At 43.0% G+C, this 15,183-nt stretch carries 16 protein-coding genes; 7 read left to right on the plus strand and 9 right to left on the minus strand.

Translation table 11 applies throughout. The features are described 5' to 3' along the window. Window positions 1–54: 54 nt before the first annotated feature. Together DBR32_RS12185 and DBR32_RS12190 are read right to left on the minus strand one after the other, a co-directional pair. Window positions 55–855, minus strand: coding sequence for a nitrilase family protein (locus DBR32_RS12185; protein ID WP_124636612.1), 801 nt, complete (start codon window positions 853–855; stop codon window positions 55–57). An 11-nt stretch (window positions 856–866) separates the two neighbouring features. Next, window positions 867–1,301 (minus strand): thioesterase family protein, encoded by a 435-nt coding sequence (locus DBR32_RS12190; protein WP_158605977.1) that lies wholly within the window; start codon window positions 1,299–1,301, stop codon window positions 867–869. 67 nt (window positions 1,302–1,368) lie between these two features. Between DBR32_RS12190 and DBR32_RS12195 the strand changes: the two genes are divergently transcribed. From DBR32_RS12195 to DBR32_RS12205, 3 genes are all read left to right on the plus strand, one after another. Further along, a complete protein-coding gene (locus DBR32_RS12195) occupies window positions 1,369–1,977 on the plus strand; it encodes a fumarylacetoacetate hydrolase family protein (RefSeq protein WP_124636614.1) in 609 nt (202 codons plus the stop codon). A 61-nt stretch (window positions 1,978–2,038) separates the two neighbouring features. Further along, window positions 2,039–4,936, plus strand: a complete 2,898-nt coding sequence (locus tag DBR32_RS12200; protein WP_233559731.1) for a two-component regulator propeller domain-containing protein — start codon at window positions 2,039–2,041, stop codon at window positions 4,934–4,936. A 99-nt stretch (window positions 4,937–5,035) separates the two neighbouring features. Beyond that, complete coding sequence (locus DBR32_RS12205; RefSeq protein ID WP_124636616.1) at window positions 5,036–5,512, plus strand: hypothetical protein; 477 nt, start codon at window positions 5,036–5,038, stop codon at window positions 5,510–5,512. Window positions 5,513–5,583: 71 nt separating this feature from the next. Here DBR32_RS12205 and DBR32_RS12210 read toward each other — a convergent pair whose 3' ends face one another. Continuing rightward, window positions 5,584–5,994, minus strand: coding sequence for a RidA family protein (locus DBR32_RS12210; protein WP_124636617.1), 411 nt, complete (start codon window positions 5,992–5,994; stop codon window positions 5,584–5,586). Between the two features lie 66 nt (window positions 5,995–6,060). Between DBR32_RS12210 and DBR32_RS12215 the strand changes: the two genes are divergently transcribed. Further along, a complete protein-coding gene (locus tag DBR32_RS12215; RefSeq protein WP_124636618.1) occupies window positions 6,061–6,750 on the plus strand; it encodes an aminotransferase class IV in 690 nt (229 codons plus the stop codon). Window positions 6,751–6,774: 24 nt separating this feature from the next. On the opposite strand, the gene ispE is transcribed toward DBR32_RS12215, so the two are convergent. Beyond that, complete coding sequence (ispE, locus tag DBR32_RS12220) at window positions 6,775–7,587, minus strand: 4-(cytidine 5'-diphospho)-2-C-methyl-D-erythritol kinase (protein ID WP_124636619.1); 813 nt, start codon at window positions 7,585–7,587, stop codon at window positions 6,775–6,777. A gap of 65 nt (window positions 7,588–7,652) precedes the next feature. Between ispE and DBR32_RS12225 the strand changes: the two genes are divergently transcribed. Then, window positions 7,653–8,216 carry a cob(I)yrinic acid a,c-diamide adenosyltransferase gene (locus DBR32_RS12225; protein WP_124636620.1) on the plus strand — a complete coding sequence of 188 codons (564 nt, stop codon included), beginning with the start codon at window positions 7,653–7,655 and terminating at the stop codon, window positions 8,214–8,216. A 57-nt stretch (window positions 8,217–8,273) separates the two neighbouring features. Here the strand turns inward: DBR32_RS12225 and fabD are convergent, their stop codons facing one another. Both fabD and DBR32_RS12235 read right to left on the minus strand, forming a co-directional pair. Further along, window positions 8,274–9,155: an ACP S-malonyltransferase gene (fabD, locus tag DBR32_RS12230; RefSeq protein ID WP_124636621.1), complete on the minus strand. Its 882-nt coding sequence runs from the start codon at window positions 9,153–9,155 to the stop codon at window positions 8,274–8,276. 37 nt (window positions 9,156–9,192) lie between these two features. Further along, window positions 9,193–10,551, minus strand: a complete 1,359-nt coding sequence (locus DBR32_RS12235) for an NAD(P)/FAD-dependent oxidoreductase (protein ID WP_124636622.1) — start codon at window positions 10,549–10,551, stop codon at window positions 9,193–9,195. Window positions 10,552–10,757: 206 nt separating this feature from the next. On the opposite strand from DBR32_RS12235, the gene DBR32_RS12240 reads away from it, so the two are divergent. After that, entirely contained in the window at window positions 10,758–11,954 is a 1,197-nt protein-coding gene (locus DBR32_RS12240) for a sialidase family protein (RefSeq protein ID WP_124636623.1), read from the plus strand. Here DBR32_RS12240 and DBR32_RS12245 read toward each other — a convergent pair. Beyond that, complete coding sequence (locus DBR32_RS12245) at window positions 11,951–12,541, minus strand: HutD family protein (RefSeq protein WP_124636624.1); 591 nt, start codon at window positions 12,539–12,541, stop codon at window positions 11,951–11,953. The two genes, DBR32_RS12240 and DBR32_RS12245, sit on opposite strands and share 4 nt — an antisense overlap. Before the next feature lie 11 nt (window positions 12,542–12,552). Then, on the minus strand, window positions 12,553–13,212 hold the full coding sequence (locus DBR32_RS12250; protein ID WP_124636625.1) for an NAD(P)H-binding protein: 660 nt from the start codon (window positions 13,210–13,212) through the stop codon (window positions 12,553–12,555). Between the two features lie 163 nt (window positions 13,213–13,375). Between DBR32_RS12250 and DBR32_RS12255 the strand changes: the two genes are divergently transcribed. Further along, complete coding sequence (locus DBR32_RS12255) at window positions 13,376–14,638, plus strand: Na+/H+ antiporter (protein ID WP_124636626.1); 1,263 nt, start codon at window positions 13,376–13,378, stop codon at window positions 14,636–14,638. Between the two features lie 22 nt (window positions 14,639–14,660). Here the strand turns inward: DBR32_RS12255 and DBR32_RS12260 are convergent, their stop codons facing one another. Next, window positions 14,661–15,095 (minus strand): GNAT family N-acetyltransferase, encoded by a 435-nt coding sequence (locus tag DBR32_RS12260; protein WP_124636627.1) that lies wholly within the window; start codon window positions 15,093–15,095, stop codon window positions 14,661–14,663. Between the last annotated feature and the right edge of the window lie 88 nt (window positions 15,096–15,183).

Here is a 15,183-nt window from a genome sequence, read left to right on the forward strand (position 1 = left end):
CCGAAAGTGTTTTATTAATTCGCTGAGTTTGGAATAAAATAACGGAAAGATAGGCTATAATAGTACAAAAGAATCTCGATCTCTTAAAAAAGGTAAACGCGCTCTGGCTTCATTTAAATTTTCTTCCTTAAAAGTATAGGTAAAAATGGCCTCTTTATCTGTATCGTTCCAGAGGACTTTCCCCCAAGGATCTATTAGAGCACTGCTACCATTATGGTAAATGTCGTTGCCATCTTTGCCGATGCGGTTTACGCCAATTACAAAAGATTGGTTTTCTATGGCACGTGCCCGCAGAAGTGTATCCCAGGCCTCAATGCGGCGTTCGGGCCAGTTGGCGACGTACAGTAAGATGTCATAAGAAGGGGTATCGTCTTCGGCTGATGTTTTCGGATTTTGCCGCGCCCAAACGGGAAAGCGAAGGTCATAACAAACCTGTAGATTGATCTTCCAGCCGTTTACTTGTACAATAACCCGCTTTTCGCCTGCGGTATAGGCTTCCTGTTCGCCCGCAAAACCAAACAAGTGTTTTTTATCATAATAATGGGCTATTCCATTCGGCTGCATCCAGATCAGCCGGTTATAATACTTTCCTTCTGCTTCAATAATCAGGCTGCCGGTTATGATTTTGCGGGTCAATGCCGCTTGTGTTTTCATCCAGGATACGGTAGGACCGTCCATGGGCTCTGCCAGCTTTTGTGCTTGCATAGAAAAGCCGGTCGAGAACATTTCGGGTAAAACGATTACCTGGCTTTCTTGAGGCACCTGAGTAAAAAGTTGTGTAAACAGTTTAAGGTTTTCCTCCTTTTGCTCCCAGTGTAAATCCGTTTGTATAAGGCTTATGCTAAGATTGTTCATGAATGCTTTTTTTAAGGGCTGAATTTTTGAGTAAATGCAGCAGGAATAGAGATTGTTTTTTTATGGACATAATCAAAGCAGACTAATCCTACTTTGGCCATTGCGATTGTAAGTACCTGACCGGCTCTAATTGTACTGATATGGTATAATAAATCAAATGAACGGGAAGTAAAATTTGTTAAATATAACGCAAAGGATAATTGGTCTCCGAGAAAGCCTTCGTTTTGGTAAGAAACCATAAGATCGGCTTGTATCAGGCTTACGCCTTCCACATCAAATTCTGTGTAACCCCATGCTGATAACATTAAGACCCTGCTTTCATGTAGCAAAGCGACCAACTTATCGTTGGCCAGATGATTACCATAATTAATGTCCGTGACCCTTATGGATAAGGTGGTTTTATAGTCCGGAATACGCTCCGGAATGATTATTTTTACTCTAGACATAAGGTTGTTATTGGAACATCTGTAAAAATAGTTAATTTCGTAGCACAAACCCATTAGTTATTTTAAAATGAAAATTATCTGTATTGGTCGAAACTATGTAGCCCATATTTTAGAATTAAAAAACGAGATACCTAGCAATCCTGTGATTTTCTTAAAACCTAAAACGGCTTTAGTACACCAGAGTTACCCTATACACTATCCGGAATTTACAGACGATTTGCATTACGAAGCGGAAGTAGTTTTAAGGATTTCTAAAAATGGTAAAAATATTCCGGAGCGTCAGGCGAAGAACTATTTCGACCAATGGACGATTGGTATTGATTTTACGGCGAGGGATGTACAACAAAGATTAAAAGCCAAAGGGTTACCCTGGGAATTGTCAAAAGCATTTGACGGCTCTTGCGTTGTGGGCGACTTTGTAGCAGTACCTAAAGAGACTATGGATACGGCTACTTTTGAGTTTTATAAAAATGAGGAAAAAGTACAATCGGGTGATACTTCGCTGATGATTTATTCTTTTGAGAAAATCATCAGTCATGTATCCAAATATTTTACCCTGCAAATGGGTGATCTTATTTTTACCGGTACGCCTGAAGGGGTTGGTCCCGTATTGCCATATGATGAATTGAGGGGCACCCTCAATGGAGAAGAGTTGCTTAAGGCTACGATTGTATAATGTTTTGTTGATGATAAGTACAGGGCGATATAGATGCTTAGCGAAAAACATATTTTTCGCAATGTCTTTGCTGTGTATGCTTGTAAGCACCTTTGCTTCCGCGCAGCGGTATGCCCTGCAAAATTATAATACCGAAAACGGCCTGGTACAATCTCAGGCCCTAACGATTGCTCAAGACCCCCAAAACCGGCTTTGGATCGGCACCTTTGGCGGGGCTTCTGTCTTTGATGGCAGCGAATTCAAAACCTATACCCGTAGCGACGGGCTGATTGGTAATACCATCACCGCAATCGGCTTTGCCCAAAACGGAATCTCCTGGATCGGTACTACCGAAGGCTTATGCAGCTTTGACGGCTTGCATTTCAAGCAATACAAACTAACCACACAAACCGAAAACAATTTTATCACCGATGTAAAGATCGATAACCGTAATAGGGTATGGGTTCTTTCAGGCAATAAACTGTATTTATATAACGGTACCGGATTTGACCTTATTCCTACAGAAGGCGTCATCACAACTTTATGTTTGGATGATCAACGGTATGTTTATGTGTGCTATCTGCAAAAAGGCATTTATAAATATATTAATGATCAATGGGTTTCCCAGCTCTCCACAATCCCCGAAGGCTTTGCTTTAGCAGCTTACTTTGCCAAACATGATAAAACCCTGTATGTGCTTACCACAAAGGGCTTGTATCGTGTGGCCGACCAAAAACTTAATGCCATCAATACGCAGCTTCCTCAATTTGCCGTGACCACACTCGCCACTAAAATGGTGGTGGATGCCAATGATAATATATGGATTGCAGTGGGTAATGGTTTGTGGCTTTATCATAATGGGAAAAAAGAATTCATCAAGCTACATTCTGCGAATGGTTATACCGATGAGCAAACCCTTTATCTTTTTATAGACAACACCAACAATGTATGGTTTGGAACCAACGGAAGCGGGATCTTCAAATATTCCGATAGCCCGTTCAAAATATTTGATAATAGCCAGATCCCTTTCTCCAAAAGCATCATTAATATCTTTCAAAGAGGGAGCGGACTTATTCTGAGTACCGGATATCATGGCATCTACCAGTTTGATGAGCAGACTAATCAAATACGGACCATGTCGCTGCCCGATTTTACAACCAGTATTATTTCCATACACGATGATCTCAACCTTGGTACTTATTACGCTACCTATAAGGGCTTATGGAATGTTGATAATGGAAAAATAAAAAAAATAAAAACGGCCGGTATTCCTTTTATTACAGACTGGGCCAGTATCAATAATGAAGTATGGTGCATTACTACAGAGGGGCTCAGCCGGATTGTGTCCGATTCTATTCAGCCGGTACATGTAGATCCTGCTTACAGACGGATGCTGAAATATGATAACAACAACATCATTTTAGGTACTAAAAACGGGGTGATTCGATACAACATCGTACAACATGAAGTAGATAGTATCAAAGGTCTGGAGCATATCCGGGTACAATGCCTGGCAGGCGACGCAGACCGTCTGTACATCGGTACCGATGACAATGGTATTATGGTATATGATTACCATACCAAAAAGACATACGCGATCAATCACGATGAGGGTTTGAGTTGTAATTATACCTACAATTTGCTGATCGATAAAGACGGGAAACTGTGGGTAGGTACAGGCTGTGGTATAGACCGCATTACTTTTGCGCAAAAGGGGGGCTACCAGCTGAAAAGCTATGGTAAGTCAGAAGGATTGGCGGGAGCGGAAAGCAATGAACGGGCCTCTTACCAGGATGCCTCCGGTAATATCTGGTTTGGCACCACCAAAGGCTTATACATGTATAACAAAAGTAAAGAGCGCACTTTATACGCCACACCTTTTGTGACCCTGAACAATGTGCAGCTATTTTCGCGGAACATACCCCAGGGGAAATACAGCGACAGTACCATTCCCTATGCAAAAATTCCCTACAAACCCGTATTTGAGCATGATCAAAATAACCTGACCTTCTCTTACAGAGCCATATCGCTTTCTTCGCCCGAAAAGATTTTATACCGCTACAAACTGGAAGGGGCAGATCCTGGTTTTATAGAAACCAATCAAACCTCGGTGGTATATACCAGCCTGCCTCCGGGATATTATACCTTTATCATTTATGCTTCTGATGAAAACGGCAACTGGAGTGAGAACGCCTATAAATATAGCTTTACCATTAAAGCCATCTTCTACCAGACAACTATTTTCAAGGCCATTGCCACCTTACTTTTGGCGGCACTCCTTTTTTATGCCATCTATTGGTACAGTAATAAAAAAGAGGCCAGAAGGCAGTGGGAGCTGAAGTTACGGGAAGAAGAGCAAAACAAAGTAAGGCAACGGACGGCAGAGGATTTTCATGATGAGATCGGCAATAAGATTACCCGGATCAATTTGCTGACGATGATGGCCGAACGCAAAGTAAACGGACAAACGGAAGTGGCGGATATTCTGATCCAAATCAGGAACAATACCCAATCTTTATACCATGGCTCAAAAGATATCATATGGTCTTTGCAAAAGGAAAGCAATTACCTGAAAGAGGCTTTATTAAGGATCCAGCAGAATGCCTATGCGATTTTGGAAGACACCGGAATCAAATTGCACATCGAAGAAGAACCGCCGATTAAAGCAGATATTAAAATGCCCTTGGATTATAGCCGTAACATGATCCTTATTTTTAAAGAAGCGATTAATAATGCTGTAAAATATGCCGGGGCACAGAATATATACCTGCGCTTTTTCGAAGACCTGGATAATAGCATTGTGCTGGAGCTCTCGGATGATGGTATCGGCTATGCCCTTGACGAAATACAAAAGGGTAACGGCTTGAAAAATATACAGAATCGTGCTGCGGCCATCAAGGCAAAATTGAGCATGAGTAGTGAAAAAGGACAGGGAACGACCATCCGCTTAAGAATGTTTACCTATAGTTTTAAGAAATAGCGTTAAGGATATCTTTTATTAAGATGTTATTTCAGGCCGATGCAAACGAGTGCATCTAATTGGTGCCTATCTTTACAGAACACTTAAAAATAATAAACAATGAAAAAAGTCATCCTTATTGCTGTGCTTGCCCTTTTTGGCGCCACCGCTTCTTTTGCGCAAAGCAATATACTCAATACGGTAGCCAATGCTGCAGGTGCTGTAAAAACAGTTCAGAAAATAGGTAATGTAGCTAGTGCTGCGAAAGAGATTTCCAGTACCTTAACCAACACACTTGGCTTGTCGAAACTGCAAAATTCTAAACTAGTCAATATTTTTACCAAACACATCACGGGTACCAATGCCATTTCCTCTTTGGCCAATTCCAATATTACCACGTATGCAGCAAAATTATTAGGATTGAATACCGGAACTTTAGGCAGCTTGAAAACCCTGCTTACCGTATCACAGTATGCTAAGTTGTTAGGTTTGGGCGGTTCATCTTCCGGAGGTGGTTCTTTATTGAATGCCTTAAGCGGCGGCAACAATCTCTCTACCGGAGCAGCAAGCGTTTTGGGTAGTTTGTTGATGAAATAAATGATATTTTATGATTAAAGAAAAGGCTGTAGCATTTGCTACAGCCTTTTCTTTAATGGGCCTGAGCCCTTTTATATTGTTGCAATACATTTTAATTCTATCGCGATCGGAGTAGGTAAAGAATTAATCTCTACCGTGGTGCGGCAAGGTTGGTTGTCTTTAAAATATTCGGCATAGATGCGGTTATAGGTTGCAAAGTCCCGTTTCATATCCACCAAGAATACCGTAACATCTACCAGCTGATCCCAACTGCTGCCACTCTCTTCCAGTACTATCCTGATATTATCAAACACACTGCGACATTGCGCCTCAAAATCGAAGGCCAGAAAATTGCCGTTCTTATCTAATTGAAGATCGGGAATCTCGTCGGTCGTGGTGCGGGGGCCGATACCGGACAAAAACAATAAATTGCCCACTTTACGGGCATGCGGATATAAGCCTACGGGCTTGGGTGCTTTATCAGTTGATATTCTTTCAGACATAATAGCAAATATATTATTTTAAAGGCCAAAGATAATAAACCTTATAAATTAATTACTTTCGTTACTATGAAAACAGCAATAGGATTGATCGAAACCATGTACTGGAATGGACATACCATTGACCTGTGGCCACATCATCTTTTACGGTTACAAAAGGGCTTGGAGCAATACCAAACCGATGTAGACGAGGATGAACTCCGGGAGCAGTGTTTTTATAAAATAAAACAATCGGCCGATCCGAAGCAGCCTAAAAAGCTGCGTCTGGAAGTTTATCCGGCTCCGGAAAAAGCGGAGGTAAACATAACCGTGTCTGATTTTAAAAGAACAGAGGGCATTACCCTGACCTTGGGGTTTGCTTCGGGGATTTGTATTCAGAGTACCCGTGCGAGTGGTTTAAAAACGACCGACAGAGCCCTTTATGATAAAGCACAGGAACAGGCTGCAGCCTTACAATACAGCGATATGATCCTGCACAACGAAAAAGGACATCTGGTGGAAACCGCTATTTACAATATCATCTGGAAGGAAAAGGGTAAACCGGATTTGTACACCCCAGATATAAAAGAGGGTTGTATTGCCGGTGTTATGCGTCATTATCTGCTTACAAAAGGTTTTATTACGGAAGCTATCCTGACCAAAGATCTTTTGGGGAAAGCAGAATCCGTATGGGTATGTAATGCCCTCAGAGGCATTATTCCCGTGCGTAGTATTGCCGGCCGGGTTTATGAGATCAGGGAGACGGGTATTACTTTATAACATTGCGCCACAGGAAGGAGTCATTTATTCAAAATAATATTGTTCTGCGGCAGTATCCGCACCAATATTTGCCTTCTTTCCCTTTTCAAAAATACCGTACAATGTAGAGCCGGTGCCACTCATGGCGGCATACACCGCTCCCTGTTCGTACAAAGTATCCTTAATATTTTTTAGTAGGGGATATGCTGCAAATATCGCCGGTTCAAAATCATTAAACACATGGTTCTTCCACTGATCTATAGGTAAAGAAGCGATCGTACTCAAATCGTATGCCGCAGCTTTAGGCTGTAGCTGACTAAAAGCGACTGCGGTAGCAATATGCAACGAAGGGCATATGATTTGCAGGCTATAATGCTTAAGATCCAGTGATACCGGTGATAATTGTTCTCCCCTTCCCTTGGCGAAGCATGCCTGGTTGTGTATAAAAAAAGGACAGTCACTACCCAGCTGCAAAGCATAGTCCATCAGTTGTGGTACGGAAAGCTGCAGCGCAAAAGCCTTGTTTAATAATTGTAACATATGTGCGCCATCAGAAGAGCCGCCACCCATACCGGCACCCATCGGTATTTTTTTGAGCAGATGAATTGTAATACCGGGTACTTTTTCCGGAAAATCTTTTTGTAATAATGCCCATGCTTTCCAGACCAGGTTATCCTGCGGATTGCCGTTGATGTTTAAACCATGCGTGATCATATCCGTTTGCGCAGAAGGAATAATTTCCAAAGCATCTTTAAGCGGTATCGGATAGAAAATGGTCTCTAAATTATGATAGCCGTCGGAGCGCTTTTCCGTTACAAACAAACCAATATTAATCTTCGCATTAGGAAAACAGATCATGACAAATCGTTATAGGGTATAAGCGCAAATTTATTCATAAATTTGGTATTCTTAAATCAAATTAAATGGCATTCAGAGTATATACCAAAACAGGCGACAAAGGCACCACCGGACTGATCGGTGGGACGAGGGTTGGAAAAGATAGTATCCGGATCGAGGCTTATGGCACAGTAGACGAATTGAATTCCTACCTCGGTATGGGTACCGATCAGTTAGCAGATCCTAAAATCAACGAATGGATTTTAGAGATACAGGATCGCTTATTCACCGTAGGAGCGAGTCTGGCCACCGATCCCGAGAAGGCACCCAAACAGAAATTACCCGATCTGCATAAAGAAGATATTGAGTGGCTGGAGCAAAGAATAGATGAGATGGATGATACCCTGCCCCAGATGAAATCATTTATTTTGCCGGGAGGAAGTATTGCAGCCAGCACCTTCCATGTAGCACGATGCGTTTGTCGCAGAGCAGAGCGGATTTGTGTGCATATGAACAATACCAACGAATTTGTGGCAGAAGATGTACTCAAATACCTGAACCGTTTGTCCGACTTCTTATTTGTACTCTCCCGCTATATCGTACACCAGCAAGGAGCAAAAGAAATACCCTGGAGACCAAGAGTCTCTTAGCATTAAAAGGTCCTTTACATTTTTTGTAAAGGACCTTTTAGTTTTAAAAGAAAGTATTTAATTGATGCCCGTAGTAAGGGCTTCTTTATGAATTTTCTTTACCAAACCTTGTAAAACCGCACCAGGACCTACTTCCGTAAACTGTGTAGCGCCATCTGCGACCATGTTTTGTATCGACTGTGTCCAACGTACCGGAGCCGTCAGCTGGTTGATCAGGTTTTGTTTAATTGCCGCAGCCTCTGTATATGCTTGCGCATCCACATTCTGATAGATAGGACATTGAGGCGTTTGGAACGCCATCTGTTCAATGGCTTCCTGTAGTTCTACCCGTGCCGGCTCCATCAACGGGGAGTGAAATGCACCGCCTACCTGTAAGACCAATGCGCGTTTAGCGCCGGCCGCTTTTAAGGCTTCACAGGCCTTTTCAATACCTGCGATACTGCCGGAGATGACTAATTGACCCGGACAGTTATAATTCGCCGCAACCACTACTTCGTCCGTGATTGTGCTTAATACTTCTTCTACTTTGGCGTCTTCCAAACCCAGTACAGCAGCCATAGTAGAAGGATTTTGCTCACAGGCTTTCTGCATTGCAGCAGCACGTTTAGAGACCAGCAGCAAGGCATCTTCAAATTGTAAGGCGCCACAGGCAACCAACGCAGAGAATTCGCCCAAAGAGTGTCCTGCAACCATATCCGGTTTTAGTTCCGGTGTCGTCAGGTAGGCAATCACAGAATGTAAGAATACAGCAGGCTGTGTTACCTTAGTCTGTTTCAGTTCTTCATCAGATCCGGAAAACATAATGTCAGAAATGCGAAAACCCAAAAGGTCATTTGCCTTTTCAAATAAGGCTTTAGCTTGTTCATTACCCTCGTACAGCGCTTTTCCCATTCCTGAAAATTGTGCTCCCTGGCCGGGAAATAAAAATGCGTGTTTCATATATTGTATTGTGTATTTATTTCGGTAGAAAAATAGCTTATCCGTTTACCTTTTGCTCATAGGTTCCGATCCATGTATCCAGATCCTTCAGAAAAGAAGCTTGTTCTATATTAGTAAAATAATCACCGGCATTCATGATCTGTGTCAAAAGCCAGTCCTGCGCCGCCATGGCATTCCAGGCAAAAGCATAAGGTGTATGGCTAAAGCTCACCATTTCATAAACAGAATTAAAGCGCCCGGCATAACGGATACCCAAGTCTTTTTCAATTTTTTTGCGCTCCAGAAATTTCGGGTCCGCTACCTTGTCCCGCATTTCGATAAAATTATTCAGTGCGAGCTCTGCCACCGCATCCGCATTGGGTTTACGATTGGCTTGAAAGGCCTGTAAAACCGTTTCCCAATCATCCCCATGACGGTCCAGCAGCGCATACAATTCAGAACAATCTTCAAAACCGGCATTCATACCCTGTCCGTAAAAAGGAACAATAGCATGTGCGGCATCGCCGATCAGGCAAGCTTTATCTTCATACGCCCATGGATACATTTTTACCGTAACCAAAGAGGACGTCGGGTTATTTTTATAATCTTCCAGTAAAGTAGGCATCAGCGGAATGGCATCCGGAAAATGCTCCCCGAAGAAAGACATAATCTCTTCGTCTGATTGAATACTTTTGAAAGAAGGCTTTCCTTCGAAAGGGAAAAACAGGGTACAGGTAAAACTACCGTCTGTATTGGGCAAGCCGATCATCATAAAGTTATGACGCGGCCAGATATGTAAGGCATTCTTTTCCATTTGGAAAGTGCCTTCCGGGTTGGGAGGAATACACAATTCCTTATAACCACTGTTGATATAAAACTGTTGGTAATCCGTACGATCCTGTAAGATCATGCTTTTTCTTAAAGCAGAAAAGGCCCCGTCCGCACCCAATAAAAGATCACAGGAAACTGTGTGCTTTTTGCCTTCCTGATCGGTAAGGTGAATGATATTCTGCTGTAAGTCTACCTGATCACAGGTTTGGTTGAAAAGAATCTTTACGCCGTTTTCTTCGGCAAGATCCATTAGCTTTTTATTCAGTTCTCCCCGGCTTACCGAATAGATGGCCTCGCCGTTTTTGCCATAAGGCTGAAAGGCGGCGGTACCATCCTGCTGATGCAGGTACCGACCCGTCATCGGGATGGCAATCGCTTCAATGGCCTCACGTAGACCCGCCAGTTCCAGAGCTTTCCAACCCCTTGTACTCATCGCCAGGTTAATCGAACGACCGGCACCTATCGTTGCCGTTCTTAAGTCAGAACGACGCTCGTAAATGGTCACTTCGTAGCCTTTTTTGCGTAATAAAACAGATAATACGGAACCCACTAATCCTGCGCCCAGTATGCTTATAGACCTACTCATTTTTAATAAATATATGTTGATTGCGATTGCTAAGATACGGCTATTGCCCAAAGTTTAAAAAAATAGATTAAGGTATCATACAGGCGCACAATCCTTTAAGTTTTGCTAAAGTGCTTATTTATAACAGTTGTATGACATTTGCCGGGGCTATGGTCCGGTTTTATGGTTTAAATTTGCACTTCTTGTAAACACAAATTTTTCATGATATGAAACGATACATGCTCCTCTTAAGTGCCCTGTTGATCATGGGCAGCCAGATCAGTTCTGCACAATCTATTACCTATAAAGAAGATGCTAAAACCTATGCCCTGCCGGCATTATTTCAGAATAATAATAATGAAATCATCTTATCCTGGACAGAAAAAGATGCTGCCGGAATGGTCAACTATTATTTTGCAAGATCCGCAGACAAAGGCAAAACATTTTCTGATAAAAAACTGATTTATGCAGCGCCCGGTATCGGCACCGGGAGATTGGCCAGACCAAGATTATTGTTTAAAAAGAATGGAGATATGGTGGCCACCTTTTCCTTCAATCCCGACGCACAGTTACAGGCAAATGCCGGAGAAGTAAAAGCAGCCAGACCAAAAGAATTACAGGTTTATGTAACCGAGTCTGCAGATGGAGGTAATACCTGGAGCACACCCAAAAGCGTGCATAACGACGCAACGCCCGGTGTGATCAGAGGATTTTATGATGCGACTTTAATGGCAAATGATGAATTGGCGGTGGTTTTCTTGAAAGATATCCCCAACAAACCACATGAAAGAGACCTTAGGTTAGTGATTGCACAAAATGGTGTTTTTGGCGATGAAAGGATCATCGATTCATTTGTATGTGATTGTTGTAACCTTGGTTTGCTGACCGACGAAAAAGGAAACCTGAATGTATATTACCGCGAGAATGCAGATAACATTAGAGACATTGCCAAAATGATCTCTACCGACAACGGGATCACCTTTTCCACACCCGAAATGGTATATAAAGACAACTGGAAAATTAATGCTTGTCCGCATACAGGGCCGGTGGCTTTGCGATACGGCAACACCAACCTGATCTCTTATTATTCCGGAGTAGAAGGCAATCCCGGCGTGCGTTTGGTAACACAAGCGGGCAAACAGCTTTTATTGTTAAAAGACGAAACGATTAAAACGGCCAGCTTGGCCGGTAATGAGAAAAAAGCCGTAATCCTTTATGGACAAGGTACACAGGATGCCGGTACTAAGATTGGTTACAGAACCATAGCCAAATCAAAAGTATCGGCCGATAAATGGTTAGATAACTCCGCAACCGGCACCAATCCTAATGGCATTATTGTGGACAATGAGCTAGTTGTGGTATACGAACTGACCGAAAAGGGAAAAGTCGTGGGTATCAAAACCGATGTAGTAAAATTGAATTAATACTCTTCCGGGTAGAGCGTTACCTTCAATAAGGTGGCGGTCGCTGCGGTAGTAAAAGGGATAGCCTTGTGTTCGGCAGTAGCCATACTGCCGCATACAAGGCTATCTTTTTGCGATAAATGTTGTTCTTGGCAAAAGAGGGCTTCTTCCGCTGCGGCAACATAAAAGAGCGTAATGGTATGAGGGGCTATTTCGGCCTGATAACTGTTGCGGATATAGATTACTTCCAGGCTGGCTTTATATCCCTCGCGCATCATCACGTTAAAGTCGGACGTGGTACCGATGCAATGTGTGGGTATTGCCCCGGCGAAGGAGAAAGGGATAAAAGGTGCTAACGTAAATGAATTTCCGTCTTGTTGTAATACAATCGGATCTTCGGTACTCATGATAATCCGGTTATATCCCGCCAAAAGGGTAAAATCAGAAGGGCTTACCATGACCCTTGCCGCACTGATGCGGAATATAAAATCCCTGTTCGCATAAGAAGCCACTTCCGGAAAGATAAAAATCTGGCTTGTTTGTCCGCCGGTCCAGTCCGCCGTCTGGTATTGTTCCGCTTTTAATACATGCATTTTTTGACTGTTCATTTTATATACAATTATGCTTGTTCTAATAATTCAATTTCATCCGAAAGAATGATGCGGTGTTCCGCCAGCGTATTTCTCGATTGATGCAGCATGGCCTTGGCCACCGTGATCGCAGATATGGCCCTGTATTTTTTAAAGGGTCCCCGTAAAAGCGGCTTGAGTAATTTGAAGAGCAACGCACCAATGCGCTCCCCGGTTCTTTGCTCGGTTCGATGCCCTAAAAGCAGGCTGGGCCGGTAGCAGTATACATTAGACAGCTTAGAGGCCAGTAATGCGGTTTCAGCTTGGCCCTTGAGTTGCAGGTAATGTGTGCTGCTTTTAGAAGAGGCGCCGAGCGCACTGATATAATGAAACTGTGCCGTACCTCTTTCTTCCGCCCATTGTGCCAATTGTAGTGGATACAGGACTTCTATAGCTTTATAAGCCGCTTTATCCGGAGTTTTCGCTTTGGTTGTACCCAGGCAGGAAAAGATAGCGCTTACCGTATCCAGGCCTTCGAGTACAGTGGGTAGTTGGGTATAATCCAATACAATTTCCTGAACTTTAGGATGAGGGGTTCCGCTTGGTTTACGCAGCAAAGTGTACACCGTCTTCACTTGAGGATCTTGTAGCAGTAATTGCAATAATTCCTTTCCTACCAAACCCGTACTGCCCGCAATAAGCACTTCCATAACCTATATTTTATGCTAAGATAAAGGATTAGGCAAGATATTGTTGGATATGAATACTGCAGGTTCTTGAGAAACCCTTAGGGCAGTTGTCGGTTTTTGATAAGTTTAATTATTTTTGAATAAGGCGTATTCAAACAGAATGTTGCTAAAGGAGTATCGACACATGGAAAACTATAGTATTGTTTTAATTATTCTGGCCGTTATGGTGGGGCTTTCTGCCTGGGCCGATAAGATCAAATTGTCTTATCCGATCTTGTTGATTACCGCGGGTATCGCCATCGGCTTTATTCCCAATATGCCCGAGATCGAGATGAACCCCGAAGTGGTTTTCCTTATTTTCCTTCCCCCTTTATTATACGATGCGGCTTTTAATATTTCTTTTAAAACATTCCGTAATAATATCAATACCATAACGACCCTGGCCACCGGCCTTGTTTTTTTAACGGCGAGTGGGATTGCCGTATTGGCCCATTATATGATACCGGGCATGAGCTGGCCCTTGTCTTTTGTATTAGGCGCTATTCTCTCTGCCACCGATGCAGTTGCGGCCATCAGCATTACCAAAGGCTTAGGCCTGTCTCATAATACCACGACCATATTGGAAGGAGAAAGTCTGGTTAATGATGCCTCGGCCCTCGTCGCCTATAACTTTGCCGTAGCTGCAGTTACCGGTGTTACCTTTGTGGCCTGGAAAGCCTCGCTGACCTTTCTTGTGCTCATCGCAGGCGGTATATTGCTGGGATTGGTTATGGGGAAAATTCTGTCTTTTTTATTAAGAGCCGTGCGCAATAATCATCTCGCGGTGCTGAGCTTTACTTTACTGACACCTTTTATCACGTATTTACTGGCAGAAGAAATTCATGTTTCAGGCGTAATTGCCGTAGTTATTTTGGGCTTAAGCATTGCGCGCCTCAGCCGGAAACGCTTTCCGGAGGCCTTCCGGCAGCAATCCAAAACCATTTGGGACCTGATTATCTTTTTATTGAATGGATTGATCTTTATCCTGATCGGTCTGGAATTTCCCATTGTAATCCGGGAGATCGACAGTGCATTGATCTGGCCCTATGTAGGGTATGCGGTATTGATTACTCTGCTCGCTTTATTGCTGCGTATGGCAAGGGTATTCCTGCAAAGAATCAACCTCCAAAGAGCCTTCAACAGTAAGAAAGGAAAGATCAAAGAAGAGGCCCTGCTTAGTTTTCGGGAGAGCGTGATCATCAGTTGGTCGGGTATGCGGGGCATTGTATCGCTGGCGATTGCAATCGGTTTACCCAGAACACTGGACAACGGAGCCGCTTTTCCGATGCGCAATGCCATTATCTTTATGTCAACTGTAGTCGTACTGATCACGATTGTCGGGCAAGGATTGATCCTACCCGTAATTGTAAAACGATTCCAAAAAAAAGAGGCGGCCGAAATTCTTTAGAATATGCTCAGACGGTTGCGGCTTATCGGCGTTGCAGGTGCAGGATCGGGTAGTCTTTGCCCATACCATCCTGTGCAGATCTTGCGTGTACCGAAAACCCTTGACTCAGGTAAAAAGCCACCGCTTCTTCATTTTGCTCATTTACATCTACCTTCTTAATGGCTAAAGTATGGATGGCAAAATGTAACAAAGCCTTGCCATAACCCTTTCCGCGGGCAGCTGCATCAATAAATAACATCTCCAGCATATCGCCTGCGGTTCCCAGGAAACCTTGTGGTACTTCCTGTGCATCCTTGATCAAGTATAACTGTACTTGAGGAAAGAACTGATCAGCAATAATCTCCTGGTACCATAGAAAATCGGCTTCTTTTAGAAAATGATGACTTGCTTTTACAGAAGAAGCCCAAATACGCATCAGAGTATCGTAGTCGTTAGGGCTTGCAGGTGCTATATTCATAATGATAAAGGATTAAGAGTGATAGCGCAAAATAAAACAATATTAAAATACACATGCGAAGTGCCAGGTGAGCTACTTTACAAAAATA

It is taken from the genome of Taibaiella sp. KBW10, from assembly GCF_003852495.1.
Classification (GTDB): domain Bacteria; phylum Bacteroidota; class Bacteroidia; order Chitinophagales; family Chitinophagaceae; genus Edaphocola.